The sequence below is a fragment of the Micromonospora parastrephiae genome, assembly GCF_016802865.1.
Classification (GTDB): Bacteria; Actinomycetota; Actinomycetes; order Mycobacteriales; family Micromonosporaceae; genus Micromonospora; species Micromonospora parastrephiae.
This window is the reverse complement of the sequence record NZ_JAEVHM010000025.1, coordinates 1-23754: the sequence shown is the minus strand read 5'-3', so window position 1 is coordinate 23754 and position 23754 is coordinate 1. Positions and strand designations below refer to the sequence as shown.

17 protein-coding genes and 2 pseudogenes are annotated in these 23754 nt (G+C 72.2%); 10 read left to right on the top strand and 9 right to left on the bottom strand.

What is annotated here, in order from left to right; genetic code table 11:
- The 4 genes and pseudogenes from JNW91_RS33885 to JNW91_RS08265 form a co-directional block, all read right to left on the bottom strand.
- Positions 1-108: pseudogene (locus JNW91_RS33885) on the bottom strand (hypothetical protein); the annotation flags it as partial.
- A 315-nt stretch (positions 109-423) separates the two neighbouring features.
- Positions 424-945, bottom strand: a pseudogene (locus tag JNW91_RS33880) (discoidin domain-containing protein); the annotation flags it as partial.
- Positions 946-1292: 347 nt separating this feature from the next.
- The gene (locus JNW91_RS08270; RefSeq protein WP_203174303.1) at positions 1293-1625 is read right to left on the bottom strand and encodes a hypothetical protein; all 333 of its coding nucleotides are present in this window, start codon (positions 1623-1625) and stop codon (positions 1293-1295) included.
- Positions 1626-1797: 172 nt separating this feature from the next.
- A complete protein-coding gene (locus tag JNW91_RS08265) occupies positions 1798-3675 on the bottom strand; it encodes a RyR domain-containing protein (RefSeq protein ID WP_203174302.1) in 1878 nt (625 codons plus the stop codon).
- Positions 3676-4017: 342 nt separating this feature from the next.
- Between JNW91_RS08265 and JNW91_RS08260 the strand changes: the two genes are divergently transcribed.
- Entirely contained in the window at positions 4018-6177 is a 2160-nt protein-coding gene (locus tag JNW91_RS08260) for an AAA family ATPase (protein ID WP_203174301.1), read from the top strand.
- 152 nt (positions 6178-6329) lie between these two features.
- Entirely contained in the window at positions 6330-6794 is a 465-nt protein-coding gene (locus tag JNW91_RS08255; protein WP_203174300.1) for a hypothetical protein, read from the top strand.
- 106 nt (positions 6795-6900) lie between these two features.
- On the opposite strand, the gene JNW91_RS08250 is transcribed toward JNW91_RS08255, so the two are convergent.
- Genes JNW91_RS08250 through fxsA form a run of 3 tightly spaced genes read right to left on the bottom strand, consistent with a single transcriptional unit; the run spans position 6901 to position 12549 of the window.
- Positions 6901-8463, bottom strand: coding sequence for a hypothetical protein (locus JNW91_RS08250; protein ID WP_203174299.1), 1563 nt, complete (start codon positions 8461-8463; stop codon positions 6901-6903).
- A gap of 12 nt (positions 8464-8475) precedes the next feature.
- Positions 8476-12309, bottom strand: a complete 3834-nt coding sequence (gene fxsT, locus JNW91_RS08245) for an FxSxx-COOH system tetratricopeptide repeat protein (RefSeq protein ID WP_203174298.1) — start codon at positions 12307-12309, stop codon at positions 8476-8478.
- A 60-nt stretch (positions 12310-12369) separates the two neighbouring features.
- On the bottom strand, positions 12370-12549 hold the full coding sequence (gene fxsA, locus JNW91_RS08240; protein WP_203174297.1) for an FxSxx-COOH cyclophane-containing RiPP peptide: 180 nt from the start codon (positions 12547-12549) through the stop codon (positions 12370-12372).
- A gap of 363 nt (positions 12550-12912) precedes the next feature.
- On the opposite strand from fxsA, the gene JNW91_RS08235 reads away from it, so the two are divergent.
- Positions 12913-14001 carry a radical SAM protein gene (locus JNW91_RS08235; protein WP_309244281.1) on the top strand — a complete coding sequence of 363 codons (1089 nt, stop codon included), beginning with the start codon at positions 12913-12915 and terminating at the stop codon, positions 13999-14001.
- On the opposite strand, the gene JNW91_RS08230 is transcribed toward JNW91_RS08235, so the two are convergent.
- On the bottom strand, positions 13970-14263 hold the full coding sequence (locus tag JNW91_RS08230) for a hypothetical protein (protein ID WP_203174296.1): 294 nt from the start codon (positions 14261-14263) through the stop codon (positions 13970-13972). The two genes, JNW91_RS08235 and JNW91_RS08230, sit on opposite strands and share 32 nt — an antisense overlap.
- 220 nt (positions 14264-14483) lie before the next feature.
- On the opposite strand from JNW91_RS08230, the gene JNW91_RS08225 reads away from it, so the two are divergent.
- The 3 genes from JNW91_RS08225 to JNW91_RS08215 all read left to right on the top strand — a co-directional run bounded on the left by JNW91_RS08225 (position 14484) and on the right by JNW91_RS08215 (position 17137).
- Entirely contained in the window at positions 14484-15356 is an 873-nt protein-coding gene (locus tag JNW91_RS08225; RefSeq protein ID WP_203174295.1) for an aKG-HExxH-type peptide beta-hydroxylase, read from the top strand.
- A 36-nt stretch (positions 15357-15392) separates the two neighbouring features.
- Entirely contained in the window at positions 15393-16163 is a 771-nt protein-coding gene (locus tag JNW91_RS08220) for a hypothetical protein (protein WP_203174294.1), read from the top strand.
- Positions 16164-16300: 137 nt separating this feature from the next.
- Entirely contained in the window at positions 16301-17137 is an 837-nt protein-coding gene (locus tag JNW91_RS08215) for an aldo/keto reductase (RefSeq protein ID WP_203174293.1), read from the top strand.
- Between the two features lie 193 nt (positions 17138-17330).
- On the opposite strand, the gene JNW91_RS08210 is transcribed toward JNW91_RS08215, so the two are convergent.
- On the bottom strand, positions 17331-19415 hold the full coding sequence (locus tag JNW91_RS08210; protein WP_203174292.1) for a phosphocholine-specific phospholipase C: 2085 nt from the start codon (positions 19413-19415) through the stop codon (positions 17331-17333).
- A gap of 117 nt (positions 19416-19532) precedes the next feature.
- Between JNW91_RS08210 and JNW91_RS32045 the strand changes: the two genes are divergently transcribed.
- The 4 genes from JNW91_RS32045 (at position 19533) to JNW91_RS08195 (ending at position 23720) form a co-directional block, all read left to right on the top strand.
- Positions 19533-19685, top strand: coding sequence for a hypothetical protein (locus JNW91_RS32045; protein ID WP_238424597.1), 153 nt, complete (start codon positions 19533-19535; stop codon positions 19683-19685).
- 68 nt (positions 19686-19753) lie between these two features.
- A complete protein-coding gene (locus JNW91_RS08205) occupies positions 19754-20545 on the top strand; it encodes an SEC-C domain-containing protein (protein ID WP_238424596.1) in 792 nt (263 codons plus the stop codon).
- Between the two features lie 87 nt (positions 20546-20632).
- The gene (locus JNW91_RS08200) at positions 20633-21793 is read left to right on the top strand and encodes an ROK family transcriptional regulator (protein WP_203174291.1); all 1161 of its coding nucleotides are present in this window, start codon (positions 20633-20635) and stop codon (positions 21791-21793) included.
- Positions 21794-22025: 232 nt separating this feature from the next.
- On the top strand, positions 22026-23720 hold the full coding sequence (locus tag JNW91_RS08195; protein ID WP_255545039.1) for an alpha-galactosidase D: 1695 nt from the start codon (positions 22026-22028) through the stop codon (positions 23718-23720).
- Positions 23721-23754 lie beyond the last annotated feature (34 nt).

Genomic DNA, 23754 nt, shown 5'->3' with positions numbered 1-23754 from the left:
CAGCCGCAGCGCCCGCCGGTACCACCACGTGTGCCGCGACAGCGCCTCCGGGATGCGCATGTTGTTGAAACCGGCGACCGGGTCGGGCAGGTGGCCCTGGTCGACCAGGGTCCCCAGCACGGTGCCGGGCACGGTCGCCGGCAACCAGGACCGGACGTCGACGCCGGCTCGGGAGAGCTCGGTGCCGTCGGTGGTGCCCGCGAAGTCGTCCATCGTCAACGACCAGCCCGACTCCAGCGGCACCGTGCCGTCGGCGGCCACCGTGAGGTCGGGGGCCTTCTCGGTGTTGCCGCCCTCCCAGCTGGTCCAGCCGTCGGCCTTCGGACGGCCCGTCAGGGCGACGCCGTAGACCTGGAAAGCGTTGAGTCCGACCGGGTTGCCGTTGGACCGCCTGGTGGCGGTCATCCGGATCCACCGCGCGGTGACCGGCTGCGGCAGCCTGATGGCCTGCACGCCGCCCTGACCGTCGGTGGTCTCGTACACCGACCGCCAGTCCCGGCCGTCGGTGGAGACCTCGATCCGGTACGCCGTCGCGGCGCTGGAGAGGATCTCGCCACCGTCGGTGTCGGTGTAGTTGCCGTCGAACGGACCGTCGGCGAGGGTGGCCTCGAAAACCAGGGTGACGGCCTCGACGCGGCACGGTGCCTGAAGGTCGACCGATATCCACTGAGGATCGCCCTTCGCGGCCCGCCACCCGCTGCCGCGCACGCCGACCTGCGGCAGGCCGTCCACGGCGAACGTGGCGGGCGTCGGCGCGTAGTCGGTCGAGGAGACCGCCACCGGGCGGTACCGGGCGAGGTCGGTGGGCGGCGGCGTCGCGGCCGGCGTCGCCGCAGCGGCGGTCGCGACCGCGTCCGGTAGGACGGCGGTCACCCCCACCGACGCCAGCAGCGTGGCACCGGCGGAGAGGAAGGTACGCCGCGACAGGGGCGATTGCTCGGACATCGTGCCTCCAGACAATGACAACGTTGTCAGATGGCGGTGATCGATGACAACGTTGTCAGATCGTGGCCCCATGTCTGGCGAGAGTCAAGACCCCCGGTCGAACGTGATTCGACGAATACGGGGTGCGGTTGTGCCACTTCGGACATCGACCGCAAGCACCGGGCTGAAGCGCTGCCTTTGGAGCTGATGTCGTCAGCGATTCAGACTGACCGCCGGCACCGCCCGCCGGCACCGGCCGCCGGCGTCTCTTGCCCGGAGCCCGCAGCTACCAGCTCGCCGCCGGGTCGATGATGTCGCAAACGATTCAGCTCCAAAGGCACCGATCACACTGACCCGTCCCACGCGGATCAGTCAGCCCGCGTCCGGCGTGCGCCGGGTGGCCACAGGACGGTGGTCGGGATGGAACGCTGCCGCGCCCAGCCGACCGTCCGGTCGGTCGCCGCCTCGTGACAGCCGGCCTCCCCGTCCCAGACGGCCACCAGCCGGTGCACCCGGCGCACCAGCTCCCGGTTGGCGGCCACGTACGCCGCCGTGCCGGAATGCGGAAATCCGGTGTGGACCACCTCGGCGGCCCTGCCGAGCAGGTCGTCGAAGGCCGGGCGGCCAGCCGGGGGAATCGCCCGCTCCCGGTAGTCGGGTGCCGGCAGGACCACCTCGTACGCCCCACCGGTGGCCAGCACCGCCCGCGCGAAGACCTGGTCGCGCCGGCGGCCAGGCAGGTGACACCCCGCACCGGCCGTTCGCTGATCCGGCGCAACTCGGTACGCAGCGCGTCGAACACGAGCCGTTCGGTGGCGGGGGTCAGGTTGATGTGCCCGGTGATTCCCACCCGGACCGGCCGAGGGTCCAGCGTCATCCGCCGATCCTCTCTCCCGACGCGCCACCCGAGGCACGCGGGGAGTCACCCGGGGCACCGCCCTGCCGCGGCGGCCCCGGCGGACCGGCGGAGTCGACGCCCTCGGCGGTCAGCCGGATCATCTCGAAACCGGCGTCGGACAACACCTCCGGCAGCGCCCTTATCTCGTTCCGGTTCGTCTCCTGGACGTCCGGCGGCAGCTCGCCCCACGGCCGCAGCGCGGGGTGCCGGCGGCGGGCGTCGTCGCGCGGCTCGCCGTACACCCAGCCCTCCCCCCGTCGTTCCTGGCACCACCGTTCGTGCTCCAGTCGGGCCAGCTCGTCGATCCGGTCGTCGATGGCCCGGCTGGCGCCGGGGTCCGCGGTACCGGCGGTGGGGCCGTGTCGGGGCGCCACCACACAACCGAGGCTCAACAGCTTCGCGGCGATGTCCTGCACGTGGGCGCGGTTGGCCCGACGCAGCGACTCGGGAAGCCGAGCCCAGTCCACCATCGCGGGCGCCGAACCCGGGCGCACCCCGGCGCGCACCTGCGACTGGACGTACTTGTCGTGGATCTGCCGGGCCAGGCGTTCGGTGAGATCCTCGGCGATCAGTTGGGCGTCGCAGGCCCGGGTCAGCACCGGATAGAGCTGGAGCCGGCCGTGCACCTCGTCGAGCAGGTCGTGCCGACGGTCGCCGTGGAACGCGGCGGCGAGTGCCGCCTGCCGGTACACGGGTACGAACACCGTGCTCTCCGCCCGTTGCCACAGCGCCGGGGTGTCCAACGCCAACTGGAGTCCGTTGCGTTCGTCCACGGCGCAGACGTAGAGCCGGTCGTAGCCACGGCGCAGCATGCCCGACTCGACCAGACCGTCGAGGTCCAGGTCGTACGCCCGCACCTCGCAGGCGGCGGGCAGGAAGGGGTGACGGGCGGTCGCCAGCTCGAGTTCGACGGTGGCGTCCGGGGCCACCAGATCGACGTGCAGCGGCGGCACGGGCCGACCGGCCGACGCCTCGGCCTGGCGCAGCTGCCAGTGCCGTGCGCTGGCCACCAGCGCGGCACGGCGGAAGCTGCCCCGACCGGCGATGAGGATCCGGACCGGTCGTCGGGTCGTGGAGGGCAGGGGGTGGTGCCGGTGCAGGGCCCGGGCGGCGACGTCGTCGACGTGGAAGTAGTCCAGTCGCAGCCGGCTGGAACCGGCCGCGCCCAGCCGTCGGGCCTGCAACGACAGGCACATCTCCGGGTCGTGGACCTGCACGTAGACCCGGGCCGGCTGCCGCCGGTCCTGGATCAGCCGACTCGCCGCGTTGGCGATGGCGTGGTTGCGGTCGTCGTCGTCGGTGCAGGCGTACACCGTGTGGGCGTGCGGCAGACCGGCGCCGCGCAGCACCTCGGGACTCGCCGGGTCGCCGGTGACGCCCAGGTAGCGACGCCTGCGGTACTCCAGTGGCCCGAACGGCTCGGCGCGCACCACGACCACCCGCTCGCCCTCACTGAAGAGCCGGTCGGCGAGCATGTGGGCGAACTGGGAGTCGCCGCAGACCACGGCGTGCCCACGGGCCCGACGGGCGCGCAGCCGCCGGATCTCGGCGGCCAGCAGCAGTCGGCTGGCCTCCACCACCGCGAGCAGGGTGAACAGCGGGGCCGCGAACCGGGCGACCTGCAACTGCCACGGGTACGGGCCGGGATCCTGCAACGGCTCCGCGCCGAGCACGAAGAGCTGGATGTCGTAGTAGACCACGTCGTACAGGTCGTAGCCGCTGCCCGGCTCGGCCCGCAGCAACCGGTCGAAGCCGACGTAGCCGAGCACCAGCGCGAGCAGGCCGATCACCGCGAAGACCATCCGCAGTGCCCTCCCGGCCGGGCGGTACGCGCCGGGGACCGGACCCGTCATCGACCAACTCCCTCGTCCGCGGGACCGTCGTCGCACCAGTGTCGCCGGGCGGGGGGCCGATGCCCACCGTCCGCGCCGCGCCCACCCGGACCGACCCCGCGATCCGGCGGGATCGGCCCATCCGCATCGTATTCGACGCAGTCGATCCGACCGGACCAGCGGCACCCCGGCTGATCGGCTCTTTTTGCAGGTGAGCGGCGCAGTCCACAGGTGCGTACCGGTCCCCCTGACTGGCCACCGAGGGTTACGATTGCAAGACGGGCCGGAGGGGGCGCACGAACGGGTCGGCCTCGGGTCCCCGACACCTGGCGCCCAGGCCGGAGCTACCGGAGGATCACGGAGATGGACGCAATCGGAGGTCCACCGGCGGCAGGCCCGGTCAATCCCTTCTCGCCGACGGCCGTGGCACGGGTGACGGAGCACGGCACGGGCGGAAGCACGGTGGTCACCGCCGCCGTCCGCGACGCGACCGACCAGCTCGACGACTACATACGCACCGGCGACGGCGCCGTGGTCGCCCTCGTCGGTGACTACGGCACCGGCAAGACACATCTCGCGGTCGAGCTGCTGGCCCGCGCCCGCAGGATCACCGGAGCCGCCGGGCAGGCGATCTATCTGGACGCGCCGGGTGACACCTTCCTGTCACTGCACCGGCGGTTCCTGACCCGACTCTCCCGTGACACGGTGCGTGAGCTGCTCACCGGCTACCTGCCCGATCCCGGGGGCGTCGCCTCCTCGGCGGATCAGCTCGTCCCGCGGCTTCGTGCGGACCTCGCGGAGGTCACCACCGACCCGGCGTTCGGCACCGCGTTGGCGATGCTGCTCGACCCGAGCACCGAGGCGGCCGCCTGGGACTGGCTGTCGGGTCACCCGCCGGGCCCGGCGTTGGTCGCCGCCGGCGTGACCCCCAGCGCGGACGTGGAGGCCACCGCCGTCGAGGCGATGGGCGTGCTGGTTCTGCTGCACGGTCGACGGCACGACCGTTTCGTGCTCGTCCTCGACGAGCTCGACAAGATCCTCACCGCGGGTGGCCGGCCCGGTCCGGAGACGATGGCCCGCCTGCAACGGCTGCTCGGGGTGTTCACCTCCGCCGGGGCCTTCCTGGTGATCGCCGGGCTGCCCGACATGTTGCACCTGCTCAGCGCCGACGTGCGGCAGCGGATCGGGCCGATCGTGCGGATGTCGGCCCTCAGCGGCGAGGACGTCCGCACGTTCATCCGGCAGACCCAGCTCCGGGCGTTCGGCGCAGCCCGACTCGCGCCGTTCACCGTGGAGACCACCGAATACCTGGCCAACCTCGCCGACGGGGTGCCCCGGCGGGTGATCCGGCTCTGCTACCACCTCTTCCAGCGCGCCGCCCAGGCCGGCACATCCGTCACCCACGTCATGGTCCGCGAGGTGGTGCGGGTCCAGTTCGACCTGGCCAACCGGCAGGATGTCGCCGCCGACGTGCGGCGGGTGCTCACCCAGGACGGCTGGTCGTACCAGCGGGACCACCTGGTCGGGTCGATGCGCGACCTGCCGGTCGACTTCTGGATACCCCTGGAGGAACGCAACGCCGGCTGCTGTGTGCTGCTCAGTGAGTCGGTCCTCAAGGCCGAGGAGGTCGACGATCTCAACCGGCGGGTCGTCGCGATCCGGGCGGCCGTCCCGGACAGCGAGGTGATCCTCGTCGTCGTCGGTCACCTGCCCGCGGAGTTCGCCGCGGAACTCGCCGGCACGTTCAGCGTCGAACCGATCGTCCACGACCCGCAGTCGTTCGCCGAGGACCTGTCGGGCAGCGTCAAGGCCCTGATGCGCCGGTTGGAGCAGGCGATCGGCGCGGACGCGTTGACCTCGGTACGCCAGCGCGTCGAGCGCATCCACCGGCAGCAGAGCAACACCCAACGCTCCATCGAGCACCTGTCGTACCAGCTCGACGAGATCCGGGGAGAGCTGCGCCAGGATCTCACCGGCCCGGCAGGACGGCTCGGCGTCGTACCGGAGCGGCACCAGCCGGCGACCGGGACGACGCCCCCGCTGCCGGGGCGGGTCGCGCGGGTGTTCGTCGAGGCCATCGCCGCTCTGGACCAGCTCACCGGTTTCGAGCGTCGGTTGCGCGACGCGTTCGATCCGCACCGCGTGGCGACCGTCGGCGGCGCCGACGGCGGGCAGGCCCTGCGGTCGCTGCTGCGTTCCCGGGACGTGCAGCGGGCGGTCGGCACGTCGGTGGTCCTCCGCCGCCTCATCGAGGCGTTCCGGGAGGGTGTCGAGCAGTGGTACGACGGCCACCGCGCGAACCCCCAACCGACCGACCTGGAACGGTTGGACCTGCTCTGCGAGACGTACGACGGGATCGCCGAGTATCTGCCGCTGTTCCAGCTGGACACCCTGAGCGGGCTGGCCGGCGCCGGCGGTGAGGACGGCACGGACCCGGCCGAACGCTCGCGCACCTGGTCACAGGCGCGGTCGGTCTTCGACGGGCTGGGCGGTCGGGTCCGCCAGCTGCTGCTGGCCGGCTGAGGGCTCCGGCCGGGTTCAGCGTTCCGGTTCCAGGGTGCGCGCCGGCGGGACCTCGCGCATGCGGGGCGCCCGGTCGGGTCGGCGTCCGGCGGGGGCGTTGCGTTCCCCGGACCGCCGGGGCGACGCCGGTCGAGCACCGCCGTGGCCAGGGCGTGGATGACGTTGATGACCACGATCGCCGTCGCCACGATCCCCACCGTGCCGGGGAAGTCCCGTTCGAGGACGAGGGCGAGGATCACCGCGGTGATGCCGTTCTGCTGCCCCCAGGCGAGGTAGCGCCGGTCGGCCGCGGGCAGGCCACGGGTGATCGGCACCGACACCACCAGTTGCGCCGCCACCGCCGCCAGCCCGAGCACCACGCCGGGCACGACGTCGACGCCGTTGACGAGCAGCAGCCCGAGCAGGAACGTGGCGACCAGGTACGCCGCCTGCGTGGACCGGCCGACGACGGGGCCGAGCCGGGGCCGGAAGAACAGCCCGGCGATCGCCAGGCCGAGCATGAGGAACTGCCAGGCGGCGAAGAGGACCAGCGCGATCAGCACCGCCACGGCCAGCCAGTTGAGCGCCGAACGGAGCCGGGGGCGGGGTCCGTCCTCGCGGAGGCCGACGGCGCGTAGCAGCCGCCACAGCAGCCAGGCGCCCGCGGCGAAGGCCACGTTGGCGAGCAGGTCGACCAGCAGATCCAGGGGCCGGTCGCTGATCGCGCCGGCGAGCGCGCCGCCGTCACCTCCGCTGAGATCCAGAGCGAACGCGGAGACGTAGACGGTCAGCAGCACGGTGATCGGATCGTCGAAGGACGCCCAGATGGACAGGATGGAGCGCGCCCGGGCGGAGGTGCGGTCGGGGCGGCTCATCGCGGCCACCGCGAGCGGGTCGATCTGGGCGACGGCCACGCCGAGGACCAGGAACGCGGGATCGCGGAAGGCCAGCACCATCACCCCGGCGATGAGCGCGGCCTTGGCGACCACGCCGAGGGTGACGGCCAGCAGCAGGGTGCCCAGGTGGGCGCGAACGTCGGCGAGGCTGATGTCCCGGGTGCTCCCGACCAGGCCCACCGCCAGCAGCACCGAGGCGAGCAGGAGGTACGTGGGCGCTCGTTCGAGCCCGTCCACGTCGCCGGCCCAGGCCACGATCAGCCCGGCCAGGGCGGCGGCGACCACGGCCGCTGATCTCGCCAGTACGGTCACGGCCACCCAACCGACGCGTCGAACCTCGTTGATCCGAGGTGAGGATATCGGCGCCGGCCAACCACCTCAATCGCGAACCACGTGAATCCTCGCGACAATTCAGGCCGCGCGTGAGCCGTCGGGCCACCGTCGCCATTTCCTGGTCGGCGCGGGCGACCGAGTCCTGGCTGAGGGTGACGCCCACCAGGTAGTCGTCCGGGGAGAGCCGGTAGTAGAAGACCGCGCCCATCTCCACGTCGAGCACCAGCCGGGTGACGTTCCCGGCGACGGCCCGACGCAGGTCCCGACCCACCTGCAGGGCCAGCAGCGACAGGTCACCGGCGAGGCGCTGGTAGCGGTCCCGCCGATCGACCACTGTGACCCCCCGGTTGAAGAACGGGTCCAGGTCGGGATGGTCGAGGATGTCGACCGCCCACTCCTGGTCACCCATCCGGTGGTGGCTCAGGTAGTGCAGTCCCTGCGGGCGCAACGCCGCCGTGAGCGTCCCGTCGGGCGAGGGTGACCCGGTCACGTAGGGCCGGAACTCCTCCCCGGACGTGGGGGCCGGTGTCGGCTCACCGTCGGTGTCCGCCTCCCAGCCGCCGGGGTTCTGCGACCGCTGCCGCAGCAGTCGGCGCAGGTCGGTGGCGAGTTGCGCGGCCGCGCGGTCGACGACGCTGACCCGGCTCGGATCGGCCACCGGCTCGGCGTCCGCTCCCGCTACGGCGCCGAAGCCGACCACGTGCTCGTTGCCGACCACCGAGTTGCAGAAGACGAGACCCGTGCGGGTCTGCACGACCGTCCGGATCAGCGCACCCGTGTGCAACTCCCCCAGCCGGCGGTGCAGCTCGCTGACCCGGTACACCAGTTGCGCGCCGACCCGGCGGTACGCCTCGCGGCGCTGCGACGGGTCCGCCTCGTCCTCGGACGGCGGGGCCGACGGGTGAGCGAACAGGTCCAGCGCGAAATCGAGCACCCCGGTGGTGTAGTGGGCGACGTGGTAGACGCCGCAGCCGCTGAGCAGCAACCCTCGGCAGAGGTCCCGCTTCTTCAGGAAGCCCGGGACGTCCTGCTCGGCCGTCTCCTCGACCACGGCGTCGTGCAGCTCCGGATCCGTCACCAGGTCACTCCCTCAGCTCTGCGGCACATCGATGTCGGCGTCGGTCAGCGTGGCGGCGCCCGGGGTCCCGTCCCGCAACGCGCGGATCGCCGCGAGGTTGGCGGCGGCGTCCCGGGTGACCGGGTGGGCGCGGCCCAGGTAACCCAGGGCGGTCGCGTGCCCCTCCTCCTGGGTCGACAGCGCGGTGTCCAGGTCGCCACGGGCGGCCAGGTGGCCGGCCTGGGCGGTCGTCGCCGCCAACGTCCACGGGTGCGCGTCGCCAAGCTTCGACCGCAGCGAGCGCAGGCCGCGCTCGCCGTACCAGACGGCCTGGTCGAACTCCCTCATACCGCGCTGGAACAGGCCCAGGTTGACCGAGCAGACCGCGGTGAAGGGGTGCCCCGCCGCCAGTTTCCGCTCGTAGCCGCGCAGGCAGCGCATGGCGCTCTTCACGGCGATCCCGGCGTCGCCGGCCCGGTAGTAGTCGGCCGCCAGGCTGAGCAGGCTGCCCCGGGTGAGCGGGTGGTCCTCGCCGAGGTTCTTGACATAGCCGCTGTACGTCTCCGCGCTGCGCTTCTTGGCCGGAATGGTCAAACCGAGGCGGCGCTCGGTGACGGCGAGGCTGCGGTTGACCCGCAGCTCGTCGAGGAGGCTGCCGGTGGGCAGCTCGTGAATGCGGGCGAGGGCCTCGCGCAGGGTGGCCAGCGACAGCTCGTACTCGCCGACCTCCCGCTCGCACGTGCCGACCTGGCACGACGCCCGCCAGGTCCGCGGGTCCTCCGGGCCGAACAGCAGCATCCGGCGATCCCGCTCCAGACGGGCCAGTCGCAGCGCCTCCGGTGCGTCACCGGTCAGCAGGAACGAGATGCCGAGGTTGTTCACCGCCATCCGCGTGTTCGGGTGGTCGTCGCCGACCAGCTCACGGAAACCCTTGAAGGTGGCCTGGTCCTCGACCAGGGCGTCCTCGAATCGACCCAGACCGCGCAGGTCACCGCCGCGACCCCGGCCGGCGACCAGGGTACGGAAGTGGCGCAGGCCGTAGCGGCGGCGCTGCTCGCTGAGCACCCGCTCGTCCAGCCGCAACGCCTCCTGGTAGTTGCCCAGCGCCCGGTGCAGATTCGCGGCCTGGGCGAACAGCCGCATGGTCAACTGGTCGATCTCGTCGCCACCGTCCCACCGCTCGCAGGCCGCCGAGGCCAGCAGCAGCGCGGAGCGCCAGGCATCGCTGTCGTTGGACAGGTACAGGTGGCGCACCTGCTTGACGACCCAGTGCCGGACCCGCAGGTCGTCGGACTCCGGCGCACCCGAGGGGACGAGGTGCTGCTGCAGCTCGTCGAAGACGTCGGCGTAGCGGGTGTCGTCGGCCTCCGGATCGGTCGGGGCGTAGCCGGCGAGGCCCCGCAGGACCTGCCGGTGCCGCTCGCACCGCTCGGGCTCGGGGATAGCCCCTCGGAGCAGCACCTGGATGGCGCGGTGCATCCGCAGCGCCGACCCGTGCCCCCAGTCGACGTCGTAGAGCGCGAAGCGCGCACCGACAGTGAGGACGAGGTCCACCTCACCGGCGTCGAGCAGCAGCTCGTCCGCGTCCCTGCCGGACGCCGCGGCGAGCTGGGTCAGCATCGACGTGGACCGCAGCAGTGGTAGCCCGATGCCCTCCGGGGACAGGAACGCGCTCAGCTCGGCCAGCCGGATGGCCAACTCCCCGAAGGGGGTGGCACGCAGCGCCTCCAGCGTGATCCGCAGGACCCGGGCCACGCTGGACGTGTGCGATCCGGGAATGCTCTCCCCGAGATCCTCGTCGGACTGCCGTTCCAGCGCGGCCAGTAGCTCCCGGACACTCTGGCCCACCGCCTCCAGGCTGGGCACGCCGCCGCGCTCCAACCCCAGGGCGCGCTGCCGCATCCAGGCCGTCGCCAGGCGCAGGGCCAGCGGCAGGTGCTCCAGCGCCACCGCGATCGCCCGGGCGTCCTCGGTGCTGATGCCGAGCACCCGGCGCAGCATCGCCACGCTCTCGTCGCCGGTCAGGGCGGCGACCTCCAGTGGAGACGGCAGCCCGGAGGAGCCGTCGTCCCGGGAGGTGATCAGGACGTGCCCCGCGCCGTCCTGCGGCCAGAGGCCGGTCAGCACGTCGGCATCGTCGGCGTTGTCGTAGATCAGCAGCCAGCGCTGGAAGGCGCCGTCGGCCGCGGCGAGCGCCTTCAGGGCCGCCTCCGCCGCCCCGGTGCTGTCCACCGCCTTGATCTCGTCGGCGAGCGCGCCGAGCCCGGTCTGCACGGTCTCCCGGTCCTGGGCGGGGATCCACCAGACCACGTCGTAGTCGTAGGCGAACCGGTGGGCGAACTCGCGGGCCAGCTCGCTCTTGCCGACCCCCGCCCCGCCGGTGAGGGTCACCGGGCCGTCCTCGCTGGTGAGGTGGTCGCGCAGCCGCTCCAGATAGTCGTCGCGGCCGACGAACGACGGGTTGCGGGGAGGCACGTTGAACCGCACCCGCCGGTCGGGATCCGCCGGGAAGCGGGGCACGTTGCGCAGGTCCCCGGCGGGTTGCGCGGGGGCGATCAGGCCGAGCTGGCTCAGCAGCAACGACTGCGCCCGGACGGCGTCGGCGGCGCGCAGGTCGACGACCCGCTCGGGGCTGGACGGCTCCCGCCACGCCTCGCCGGCCACCAGCACGCCGAGCACCTCCGCCGAGACATCGGCGGAGTCCGGACGCAGGCCGGCCAGATCCGTCCCGGCCGTCTCGGCGAGATCCGGCGAGAGGACCGCCAGCACGGTGGTGTCCGGCCCGAAGACGGGCTTCGCGCCGGGGCGTACCGCCCGCAGGTGGGACCGGACTCCGGCGCGGCGCAACTGCCCGCCGATCCAGTCCGCCCAGGGCCGGTCGACCGGGTCGTACGCCACGGCGATGTCGCCGAGGTTCTCCGCCGGCTCCAGCAGCACGGCGCGCCGGTAACGCCGTCGGATCGGGTCCGGCACCGGCGCCGCGCGGGTGACCTCACCCCCGGTGATCCACTCGGTGATCCGCTCGTACGCGGCCAGCGGGCTGTTCGCGTCGTTCGGGTCGTCGGCGAGCACGGACAGCACGTCGTCGAAGGTGTCGTAGTTGTGCGCCGGCACCTCCACGATCCCCGTCGACGCGGGGCCGGGGGCGTCGCCGGCCGGCTTCTCCAGCAGCCAGGCGAAGGACTGCCGGACGTAGTCCCGGGACCCGCCGTGCCCCGGGTCAAGGACCTCGTGCAGGGTTGGCGCTGCGAGCACCCGGATCCCGCCGGTGGCCCGCTGCTGCAACTCCTTGGCGAGCCCCGCGGCGTGCTGCACGGACAGCCGACGGGGTGGCATGAAGACCACCGCGACGTCGCTGAGCACCGCGCTGTGGGTGATCCCCGGGGCGCTCAGATCCACCGGTGCGTCGATGAGGACGTAGTCGTAGTCGGTCTGCTGGAGCAACTGCCGGATCCGGGCGGCATCACCGGTGGGCAGCCCGCCGGCGGTGGCGCCGAGACCGACCATGCTGAACGTGGCGGCCGAGCCGGACACCGCGTACCGGTAGAGGGTGCCCTGCTCGGGCGCGGCCGGTGCGATCACCGTCGCGGGCGGCACCGGCGGCGCGTCCGACGCGGGGGTGAGCACGGCGGCGAGGTCGTCGCCCAGTGCCGGGGCCGCCGCGACGGCGTCCACCTGGACCGGGCGCAGGAAGTCGTGGACCCGGGGGGTCTTCGGGCACCAGTCGACGGCGAGCACCTTCTTGCCGTTGCCGGCGAGGATCCAGGCGACGTTGGCCACCGCGCTGCTGCGGCCGGTGTCGTCGGCGGGCGACACGAACGAGACGATCGTGGCGACACCCGCTGTCTCATCCCTGCTGATCTTCATCGGTCTCCCCCGGCCCGGGCGGTGATGCGGGTCGCCGGCGTCGCCGCGGCGCCCGTGGGGTCAGTCGTCGCCATCGAGGGCGCTTTCGAAGCCTGCGTACTGGTCACCTGCGACGGCACGGCGGTCGAGCCGCCCCAGCGCGGCGACGAGGACACCGCTCGGGAGGGCGTCCAGCTCGGCCAGGTCAAGTTCGGTCAGGTCGATCAGCTCCGAACGGAGGTCGTCCTCTCCGGTGTCCATCCCCGACCACCGCCTGTCTCCGTGTCGCGCCGCGCCCGCTCGGCCCCACCGCCGGGCCAGACATTGACCGGTGGCCAGATCCGCTGAGTGTCCTCATGATAACCGTGCGCCGCTCCTGCTGCGGACACCCGGACGGCGGCGGGACCAGGTACGACGGGTCCACCCCGGCGCCGGCCGGTCAGCGGCGACCCCCCGGAACGTCATCTGTCGATGTATGCTCCACTCTGGTAGGTGGCCCGACCGGCGACCGACAGGACGGCGGAGCGTTTGATACCCGGATCCGTTGGCGGCCACCGGCCGGCACTCGGCACGGTGGTCCGTCCCGCGCCGCCGGGGCGTCCGGTCCCCTTCCGACAGTTCGTGGTGAAGCTGCACAGCCGCTGCGACCTGGCCTGCGACCACTGTTACGTGTACACGATGGCTGACCAACGCTGGCGCAACAGGCCCCGGACGATGTCGGCGGCGATGCTGGCACGCACCGGTGAGCGCATCGGCGAGCATGCCCGCCGGCACCAACTGGACCGGGTCAGTGTCGTCCTGCACGGTGGGGAGCCGTTGTTGGCGGGGGTGTCCGATTTGGGACGGGCCGTCGAGCTGCTGCGGCGTGGCGCCGCCCCGGTTCCCGTGCGGATGACCGTGCAGACCAACGGCGTCCGCCTGGACGACTCCTTCCTGCGCCTGTTCGACCGGCTCGACGTGCGCGTCAGCGTCAGCCTCGACGGGGACCGCACGGCGCACGACCGGCACCGGCGGGGGCCGGACGGTCGGGGCAGCCACCACCGGGTCGAGGCCGCGCTGCACCGGCTGACCGGGTCGTACCGGCGGTTGTTCAACGGTCTGCTGTGCACCGTCGACCTGCGCAACGATCCGATCACCACCTACCGCGGTCTGCTGGCCCACCGGCCGCCGGTGGTGGACTTCCTGCTACCGCACGGCACCTGGTCGGCGCCGCCCGCCGGTCGCACCTCCGATCCACGGCAGGCCCCCTACGCGGACTGGCTGGGCGCGGTCTTCGACGAGTGGTATTCCGGCGGCGGGCAACCGACCAGGGTGCGGCTCTTCGACGAGATCATCCAGCTTCTGCTGGGCGGTTCCTCCCGCCTGGCCGGCGTGGGGGTCAGCCCGGTCGCCGTGGCCGTGGTGGAGACCGACGGGGCGATCGAGATGGACGACACCCTCGGCACCGCCCACGCCGCGCCGGGAGCACCGGCCTGCACGTCGACCGGGACGACTTCGACGCCGCCCTCGACCAGCCCGGCGTCCGGGCCCAGCAGGCCGGGGCGGCCGGGCTCTGCGCGCAGTGCCGTGCCTGCGACCTGCACCAGGTCTGCGGCGGCGGCCTCTACACGCACCGGTGGCGCGCCGGCAGCGGCTTCGACAACCCGTCGGTGTACTGCGCCGACCTGTACCGGCTCATCGGTCACATCCGCCGCACGGTGCAGCGGGACGTGACGGCACTGCGGAAGGTACGACGGTGACGCCGGCCGGGCACCGGCTGTCCCGGAGCGTCCTCGACGACCTCGCCACGGGCGGAGGCGGGCCGGCCGCCGTCGAGCAGCTGCGCGCCGCCCAGCACAGCAAGAACCTGCTGCTGATCCGGGCGCTGGTCGTCCTCACCCACCGGGTGGACCACCCGGACCGGGCGGCGGTCGAGGCGGCGTACCGGCTGGTGGGTGGCCTGGAGAAGGACCAGCGCCGGGCGGCGTGGGGCCATCCGCCGGTGGCAGCCTGGGCCTTCGGCACCGCGTCGCTGCTGAGCCGCGGCGAACGCGCGGCGGCGTACCCCGGTCTGCTCGCGGCGGTAGCCGCCGCCGCGGCGGTGCGGGCCCGCGCGGACGCGACCTGGACGTGCCGCTCGACCCGGCCACGCCGGGCCGGCTGGACCTGCCCGGCCTGGGCACCCTGCGGGTCGACCCACGGCGACCCGGGCCCGCGTGCGCTGCGCCGGCGGGCGGGCGGAGGTGCGCTGCGCCGGGGAGCGGATCGAGATCGGGTACGACCACACGCCCGACCACCGCTGGCGACCCTTCCCCGAACTGCGGGCCACCCATGGCGGCCTGGCACTGCGGCTGCTGCTGGACACCGGCACGTGGCGGCACGTGCCTGTGGCGCTCGGGGTCGGCGCCCATCCGATCGCCGCTTCCGTCCGCGATCCGGGCCGGTGGCAGCACCGGCTACGTGGGGCCTGGCGCCTGCTCGCCGACGAGCACCGGACGGTCGCCGAGGAGGTGTCGGTGGCGCTGCGCGCGCTGGTGCCGCTCGCCACGCCGCGGGCCGGAGTCCGCAGCGGCACGTTCCACCACGGCTTCGGCGCGGTGGCGATGTCCCTGCCGCCGGACTCCCGCTCCGCGGCGGTCACCCTGGCCCACGAGATCCAACACCTGAAGCTGGCCGCGCTGACCGACCTGTTCGCGCTGGTGGAGCCCGGCCCCGACGAGCCGTTCTACGCGCCGTGGCGGCCCGACCCCCGCCCGCTGGAGGGCCTCCTGCACGGCGCGTACGCCCACCTGGGGGTGGCCGGGTTCTGGCGTCGACAGCGGCTCGTCGAGCGGGACCGGGCGGCCCGTCACCATGCCGAGGTCGAGTTCGTCAGGTGGACCCGAGCCGCCGGAGAGACAGTGCGGGTGCTTGCCGCGCAACCACGCCTCACCCCTGTCGGCCGGCACCTCGTCGACGGCATGACACAGGTCCTCGACAGGTGGGCACGGGAACCAGTGGAGCCCGACGCGGCGGCCGACGCCGGGCGGCTGCTCGCCACGCACCGCGCCCAGTGGGACCGGGAGCGGGCCGGGGCACGACCGGCGTGACAGCGAGGCTTGCCGATCTCCTCTACGCTGAGCGGCATGGGGGACGCTAACGGGCAGCCCACCCGACGCGAATGCTTCGTCATCGCTCCGATCGGCCCAGAGGGCTCCGAGATCCGCGAGCGCAGCGACCAGATCCTCGAATACGTCATCCGTCCGGTGGTCGAGGAGCGGGGGTTCCAGGCGATCCGGGGTGACGAGATCGAACGCGCCGGCCTGATCACCTCACAGGTGCTCGACCGGATCATCCAGAACGACCTGGTCATCGCGGACCTCACCGACCAGAACGCGAACGTCTTCTACGAGCTGGCCGTGCGGCACGCACTGCGTAAACCGTTCGTGCAGCTCATGGCGAAGGACCAGCAGCTCCCCTTCGACGTGCAGGGGATGCGCACGATCCTGGTCGACCACAGGAATTTGCGCAGCGTGCACGCTGCCAAGGAGCAGCTGGGCCGGGCCATCGACTCGATGACCGACGACGCCGACATCGTCACCCCGATGTCGGTCGCCCTCACCCTGCAGGACCTGCGCGGCTCGTCGAGCCCACACGAGACCGGCCTGTCGCAGATCATCGAGACACTGCCGCAGATGATGGACATCCTTCAGGACCTGCAACGGCACATGGGCACCGGCAACCCCGTCGACCCCTCCGAGGCCGACGACCACCGACGGCTGCGCCGCCTCATCATGTCGCTGACCGACCGCGGCGTGGTCACCGAACAGGACCTGACCGGTCTGCTCGGCGGCGCCAGCAGCAGGTTCGACAAGTGGGTCCAGCACCTCATCCAGCGCTCAGGCGGGGCCGGCTGACCCATATACCTCTGGTGTGCGGGCTGGTCGTCGCGCATTCGGCCCGCCACCGACGACGTGGCCACAGCTGACGCGTAGCACTCCGCCACCGTCGCACGGGTAGGGTCCAGTCACGGTCGACGAGAGGCAGATCAACCATGGCGATCCCGCACCTGACGGCAGCCGACGGTACGACGTTGCCGGCGATCGGGCTGGGCACGTACCGGCTGAACGGCGCGGTCGGTGTCGACGCGATCGGTCAGGCGATCCGGGCGGGCTACCGGCTGATCGACTCCGCGGTGAACTACGAGAACGAGGGCGCGGTGGGTCGGGCCGCCCGGGCGGCCGGCGGCGTACGCGACGAGCTTGTCGTGACGTCGAAGCTGCCGGGTCGGCACCACCGCTTCGACGAGGCGCTGACCACCATCGAGGAGAGCGTCTTCCGCACCGGGCTCGACCGGATCGACCTCTACCTGATCCACTGGCCGAACCCGAAGGTCGACCTGTACGTGCAGGCGTGGCGGGCGCTGATCGAGGCCCGCGAGCGCGGCCTGGTCCGGTACATCGGCCTGTCCAACTTCCTGCCCGAGCACATCGACCGGCTGGTGGCGGAGACCGGGGTCGCCCCGGTGGTCAACCAGATCGAGGTGCATCCGTACTTCCCGCAACAGGAGGCCATCGACTACCACCGGGAGCACGGGATCCTGGTGCAGGGCTGGAGCCCGCTCGGGCACGGCAACGACCTGCGGCAGCACCCCACGATCGTGGAGATCGCGGCCGCCCATGGTGTCAGCCCGGCGCAGGCCATCCTCGCCTGGCACGTGGCGCGTCAGGTGATTCCGCTGCCGAAGGCCGCGTCCCCGCAGCGACAGCTCGAGAACCTGGACGTCTTCGGCATCACGCTCACCGATGCGGAGGTGGAGGCCATCAGCGGGCTGGGCCGCCCCGACGGGCGTCTCGCGGACCAGGACCCAGCGGTGTACGAGGAGTTGTGAGCAGGGCGGGCGCGGCGTGCACGACACGAGCGTGGCGTCCGCGCGAGTGGATACCGCGAGGAGCGTTATGACTCGGAGTCATAAATATGCCTGTGAGTCATAACGCTCACTGACACATCCGCCTCGAGCGGGCGGTGCGCACCCGCCCGGGCCGGCACCCGGACCGGCAGCGGTCCGGGTGCCGCGACGTCGATCAGACGAGCCCGCCGAGGGACGGGTCGCTGATGCTGTCCTTACCGTTCTCGACGTGACCCGCGTAGCGGTACGCGAACCCGGCGGCACCGGCCACGGTGACGGCTAGGTCGTACCAGCCGTGGGTTCGGGTGAGCGTCCACTGCGCCCGCTCCGTCTCGCCGGGACGCACCGCCAGCGTCACCGGACGGGAGTGGTACCCGTCCCGCACGGTCACCTCGATTCGCTTCGCGCCACGGTTGCGCATTGTGAGGACGACCTTGTGGTCGCGCTCGTCGTACGAGGCGGCGATGTCGAGGTTAGTCGCGTGCCCGCCGGGCTGGCCGTCCGTGAATCGGCGGAAGAACCCGTTCGGCCCGTGCACCGACAGGTCGTACCCGGCTTTGGCGTCCCAGGTGTCGGTCAGGTGCTTGCCCGGTTCCACGGTGTAACTGCGCGGGGCGTCCGTGCTGCCGGCCCGGCGCACCTGGAAGACCGCGCCGGCGCCACCGGAGTTGCGGAAGTCGACGCGGATCGCGCCGTCGGCGACGTGACCGTCGGCGTGCAGGGTGTACGGGATGGCCCGCGCCGGGCGTACCCCACGCTCCTGCTTCGGCAGCCGCTGGTCGACCGGTGGCACCGGCACCTCGTCGGGGTGCCGGACCAGGTCGTCGGGCTTGAAGTCGTCGGTGTCGGGCAGCCTGACCTCGCGCGACCGGTTCGGGTGCCGGAAGTCGAAGGCCGTGGTCAGGTCACCGACGACGGCGCGCCGCCACGGGGTGATGTTCTTCTCGATCAGGTCCGGGCGGCCGTGGCCGAACCGCGTCTCCATGAACTTGATCAGCGAGGTGTGGTCGAAGACCTGCGAGTTGACGTAACCACCGCGCGTCCACGGCGACACAATGATCATCGGTACGCGGATGCCGAGGCCGTACGGGCCGGCCGGGTGGTCGTTGTCGCCGGGGAAGATCTCGTTGGTGGTCGGTACGGTCGACAGGCCGTGCTCGCGCGTCTGCGGGGGCGTCGGCGGGACCACGTGGTCGAAGAAGCCGCCCTCCTCGTCGTACGTGATGAAGAGCGCCATCTTGCTCCACACCTCGGGGTTCGACGCGAGGATGTCGATGACCTGCGAGATGTACCACGAGCCGTAGGCCGGTTCCCAGTTCGGGTGCTCGGTGTACGCCTCGGGTGCGGTGATCCAGGAGACCTGCGGCAGGCGGCCCGCCTCGACGTCGGCCCGGAAGTCGGCGAGCAGCGCCTCGGGGTCGCGGCCCTGGGTGCGGATCTCGGTGCCGGTCTTGGCCCGGTCGGCGAGGGGCGTTCCGGGCTGCGCGTGCTGGTACTGGTGGAAGTAGAGCAGTGAGTTGTCGCCGTAGTTGCCGATGTACGGGTCGTTCGTCCAGCCCCAGGAGCCGGCAGCGTCGAGGCCGGTGCCGACGTCCTGGTAGACCTTCCAGGAGATGCCGTTGCGCTCCAGTCGCTCCGGGTACGTCGACCAGTCGTAGCCGGCCTCCGCGTTGGTGATGACCGGGCCGCCGCCCTTGCCGTCGTTGCCGACCCAGCCGCTCCACATGTGGTAGCGGTTCGGATCGGTCGGGCCCATCAGTGAACAGTGGTAGCTGTCGCAGACCGTGAAGGCGTCGGCGAGCGCGTAGTGGTAGGGCAGGTCCTGGCGGGTGTGGTAGGTCATTGCCGTGACGCCCTTGTTCGGCACCCACCTGTCGAACCGGCCGTCGTTCCAGGCGGCGTGCCCGTCGTTCCAGCCGTGCGGCGGGTCCGGCAGGAAGGTCTGGCCGAGGTCCTTCACCTCGGGCCGGAACGGCAGCAGCTCGTCGGCGCCGTCGGGCTGGTGCCACACGTCCTTGCCGGACGGCAGTGTCGCCGGATGTGGGTCACCGAAGCCGCGTACGCCGCGCATGGTGCCGAAGTAGTGGTCGAAGGAGCGGTTCTCCTGCATGAGGATGATGACGTGCTCGACGTCGTTGATCGTGCCGGTCCGGTTGTTCGCCGGGATGGCGAGCGCCTTGCTGAGATCCAGCGGGAGCGCCGCGCCGATCGCGGGAACTCCCATCGCCTTGAGGAACGTACGCCGATCCACCGTGCCCATGACTCATCCTTTGTGCGGTCTGGTCGAGAAACTGGCGACCGGACGCTACCGACGACGGGTTGACGGCAGATGGCCATAATCGGGCCGGCCGGGAGCACCCCGACGTACCGTGAGGTGGTGCCGACGAGCGACGTACTCACCAAGGCTGACCTGGCCGAACTGCGCCGCTCGGCGCTCGGGGCGGCGACCCGCTGGGTGTCGCCGCGGACCTCGCCGAGGCCGCGGAGCAGGGCCGCCTGGAGGATCCGGATGACGCCGGCGACGCGCTGACCCTGGCCGCCGAGATCGCGGAGATCCGGGCGAGACCGGATGCCGCGCTGCGGTACGCGGACCGGGCGTTGGAGGCGTACCCGTCGGGTGACGATCCTCGGGCCGGGGTGGCCCGCGCGTTGCGGGCGCGCGCACTCTTCCGGGCCGGTGGTCGGGACGACGAGGCGATGGCGGAGCTGACGGCGCTGCGTCCGTTGCTGCTCACGCAGCCCGACGCGCCGGCGTACCTGAGCGCGGCGTTGGACGCCGGCGGTCGTTCGCCGATCGCCGAGACGTGGCTGAGCGAGGCGGTGGAAACGCTGCTCGGTGAGCGCGCCCCGGCGGCCGACCCGGAGGTCGGTCCGCCGGACGCGCCCGGCGTGCTCTTTCTCCTGCTGCAACAGCGCCATCGGGTACGACGGGAGCTCAACCTGCCGCACGACCGGCAGGACGACCTGGCCGACCGGCTGGAGAACCAACTCGTCCGCCGGGCGGCGGAGCGTCAGGGCGCCGATTCGGATCTGCTCCTCTGGCGCCGGGACGAGTTCGACCGTCTGCTCGCGGAGCACGCCGAGCTGACCGACGTGTACGGGCCGGACTGGGACGCGCACCGGGCCCGGCTGGAGAAGGCGCTGGTCCGGTTGGCGGGCGCCGGCCGGACGGGGTTGGGTGTGTTCGCCGCGACGGTGGCCGGGCTGGACGCGTTCGCCCGGAGCCGCAACGGGGATCCGTCCGATCCGGAGATCCGGGCCGGCTACGCGGCCGAGGTGTCGGCGCGACCCGGCGCGCGGGTGCCCTGGCCACCGGAGCGCAACGACGCCTGCTGGTGCGGGTCGGGCCTGAAGTACAAGAAGGACTGCCTGCCGCGTTCCCGCAGCTGAGCACCCGCCATTGCCGCCGACTCTAGGACGGTGTACCGAGGCAAATCAATACTTGAAGAAGTTAAGTATTCGCCTTAGGTTTCGTCCATGTTTCCGGACAGCGGCACGGTCGCCGGGCCCCCGGCGGCCACGGCGGTGTTCACCACGGTGCTGACCGAGGGGCCGGTGAGTCGCGTCGCCCTCGCCCGCCGGCTCGGGCTCTCCTCCGCGGCGGTCACCAAGGCCGCCCGCCCGCTCATCGACCTGGGCTACCTGCACGAACTGGCGGCCACCGAACGCACCGGGCCGGGCGCCGGACGCCCGGCCAGCCCGCTGGCCGTAAGGGCCGAACGCGCGTTCTTCCTCGGCGTGAAGATCACCGCCGACGCGCTGATCGGTGTGGTGTGCGACCTGCGCGCGCAGGTCCACGCCAGCGCCCGCCGGCCGTTGACCGATCCCGACGTCGAGGCCGTCCTCATCGAGGTCGGCCGGCTCGTCGACGACCTGTTCGGCGCGTTCCCCGGCGACCGTACCCGTGTCCGGCGGCTCGGGCTCGCCCTCTCCGGCGACATCGACCGCACCACCGGGCTGGTGCGCTACTCCCCCTTCCTGCACTGGCGCGACGTGCCGCTGGGTCGACTCGCGGCTCAGCGCACCGGCCTCACCGTGACGGTGGAGAACGACGTCAAGGCGCTCACCGCCGCCGAACACTGGTTCGGCGAGGGGGTGGGCGCCGAGTCGTTCGCCCTGGTCACCGTGGGCACCGGCATCGGCTGCGGCCTCGTCGTCAACGGCCGGCTGGTCTCCGGTTCGTACGGGGTGGCCGGCGAGATCGGCCACCTGACCGTCGACGGCGCCGGACCCGACTGCCACTGCGGTGGCCGTGGCTGCGTGGAGTCGATCGCCGGTACCGACGCGATAGTTGCGCGGGCCCGCGAGCACACCGGTCGACCCGAGCTCACCATCGACGAGGCCGTGGCCCTGGCGCGCGGCGGCCACGAGCGGGTCCGGGCCGTCTTCACCCGGGCCGGCACCGCCATCGGCTGCGGCATCGCCGCCGTCGCGAACCTCGTCGGCCCCACCCGGATCGTCGTGTCCGGGGAAGGGCTGGCCGCCTACGACCTGTTCGACAGCCACATCCGGACGAGCTTCGAACGGCAGGCGTTCGGGGCCGCCGCGCGGTGTCCCCTCTCCATCCGGCCGCTGCCCTTCGAGGAGTGGGCCCGCGGCGCGGCAGCCGTCAGCATCCAGTCGCTCGTCGTCCCCTGAGCCCGCACGTCGCGCTCGACTTCACCCACCCCGCCACCAGGAGGTTGACCATGCCGACGACACCCCACAGACGTTTCCGGGCCACCGGCGGCCGGCGCGGCACCCGCACCGGTGTGGCCGCCGTCGCGCTGGCCGTGCTCCTCGGCGGGGGCGCGTCCCGGCCCAGGCCGCTCCGGCCGGGTCGTCCCCGACGGCGACGGCGGCCAGCGCCGGCGTCGCCGAGCGCCCCTTCATGGGGTGGACCAGTTGGAGCATGCAGTCCTCGAAGTACCCGGGCCTCAACCCGGACGGCGACTACAGCTACCTCACCGAGGCGAACGTCCTCAGGCAGGCCGATGCCCTCGCGGCCAAGCTGAAGCCGTACGGGTACGAGTACGTCAACATCGACGCCGGCTGGTGGCGCGACAACGCCTGGGTGCCGAGGTTCGACCAGTACGCCCGGCAGACCCCCGACCCGGTGCGCTTCCCCCGGGGCATGAAGCCGGTCGCCGACCACATCCACGCCAAGGGCCTGAAGGCCGGCATCTACCTGCCCGTGGGGCTGGAGAAGGAGGCGTACGCGGGCGGCGCGGCGCCGATCTGGAACGCGCCCGGCTGCACCACCGCCGACATCGTCCACCAGGACCTGCGCACCACGAACGGCTGGGACAGCGCCTACAAGCTGAACTTCGACAACCCCTGCGCCCAGAGGTACATCGACTCGCAGGCGCAGATGTTCGCCGACTGGGGATACGACTTCCTCAAGCTCGACGGCGTCGGCCCCGGCTCGTTCAAGTCCGGTGACAACTACGACAACGTCGCCGACGTGGCCGCCTGGCAGAAGGCCATCGCGACGACCGGCCGCCCGATCCACCTCGAACTGTCGTGGTCGCTGGACATCAACCACGCCGCCGACTGGAAGCGGTACTCCAACGGCTGGCGGATCGACACCGACGTCGAGTGCTACTGCAACACCCTGGTCAGTTGGGAGAACTCGGTCGACGACCGGTTCGCCGACGCGCCGGCCTGGAGCCGCAAGGCCGGCCCGGGCGGGTGGAACGATCTCGACTCGCTCAACGTCGGCAACGGCGAGATGGACGGTCTGACCAAAGCCGAGCGGCAGTCGTACGCGACCCTGTGGGCCATCTCGAAGTCGCCGCTGTACACCGGCGACGACCTCACCCGCCTCGACGACTACGGCCTGTCCCTGCTGACCAACCGCGAGGTCATCGCCATCGACCAGAACGGCGGGGCACCCGCCCGGCCGGTCACCCCGACCGGCGACCAGCAGGTCTGGGGCGCGAAGAACCCCGACGGCAGCTACACGGTCGCCCTGTTCAACCTGGCCGACGCGCCCGCCTCGGTCACCGCCCACTGGGCCGCCTTCGGCTTCACCGGCAACGCCTCCGTGCGCGACGTGTGGAACGGCCGCAACCTCGGGCCGCAGAAGAACCGGATCACCGCGGCGCTGCCCGCGCACGGCTCGCGCCTGTTCACGGTACGACCGGGCGCCGCCCTGGCCTCGACGAGCTACGAGGCCGAGTCGGCGGCCAACACGCTGAGCGGCAACGCCTCCGTCGGTGGCTGCGACGCCTGCTCGGGCGGCCAGAAGGTCGGCAACCTCTACGTCGGCGGCGCGCTGCGGTTCAACGACGTCACCGTGCAGACGGACGGCATCTACACGGTCGCCGTCTCCTACGTCAGCGGTGACGCGCGCTCGGTGAACGTCTCCTCGAACAGCGGCAACCGCACCTACCTGACGTTCCCCTCCACCGGCGACTGGGGCACGGCCGAGACCGTCGGCGTCCAACTCGCCCTCAAGGCCGGCACCAACACCATCACGTTCGACAGCGGCACCTGGTACTCCCCCGACATCGACAAGATCGCCATCGGCACCGGCTGGTCGGTCTGGCGCAGCGCCTCCCACCAACACACCGTGTGCAGGTAGGTGGTGTCGACGAGGGTGCCGTCGACGTCGAAGA

Bases quoted from the DNA above. Each gene is read 5' to 3' on its own strand.
- fxsA (WP_203174297.1), bottom strand. From the start codon at position 12,549: ATGGACACCGGAGAGGACGACCTCCGTTCGGAGCTGATCGACCTGACC.
- JNW91_RS08195 (WP_255545039.1), top strand. From the start codon at position 22,026: ATGGGGTGGACCAGTTGGAGCATGCAGTCCTCGAAGTACCCGGGCCTC.
- JNW91_RS08200 (WP_203174291.1), top strand. From the start codon at position 20,633: ATGTTTCCGGACAGCGGCACGGTCGCCGGGCCCCCGGCGGCCACGGCG.
- fxsT (WP_203174298.1), bottom strand. From the start codon at position 12,309: ATGAAGATCAGCAGGGATGAGACAGCGGGTGTCGCCACGATCGTCTCG.
- JNW91_RS08215 (WP_203174293.1), top strand. From the start codon at position 16,301: ATGGCGATCCCGCACCTGACGGCAGCCGACGGTACGACGTTGCCGGCG.
- JNW91_RS08220 (WP_203174294.1), top strand. From the start codon at position 15,393: ATGGGGGACGCTAACGGGCAGCCCACCCGACGCGAATGCTTCGTCATC.
- JNW91_RS08230 (WP_203174296.1), bottom strand. From the start codon at position 14,263: ATGGCCCCACGCCGCCCGGCGCTGGTCCTTCTCCAGGCCACCCACCAG.
- JNW91_RS08260 (WP_203174301.1), top strand. From the start codon at position 4,018: ATGGACGCAATCGGAGGTCCACCGGCGGCAGGCCCGGTCAATCCCTTC.
- JNW91_RS08210 (WP_203174292.1), bottom strand. From the start codon at position 19,415: ATGGGCACGGTGGATCGGCGTACGTTCCTCAAGGCGATGGGAGTTCCC.
- JNW91_RS08265 (WP_203174302.1), bottom strand. From the start codon at position 3,675: ATGACGGGTCCGGTCCCCGGCGCGTACCGCCCGGCCGGGAGGGCACTG.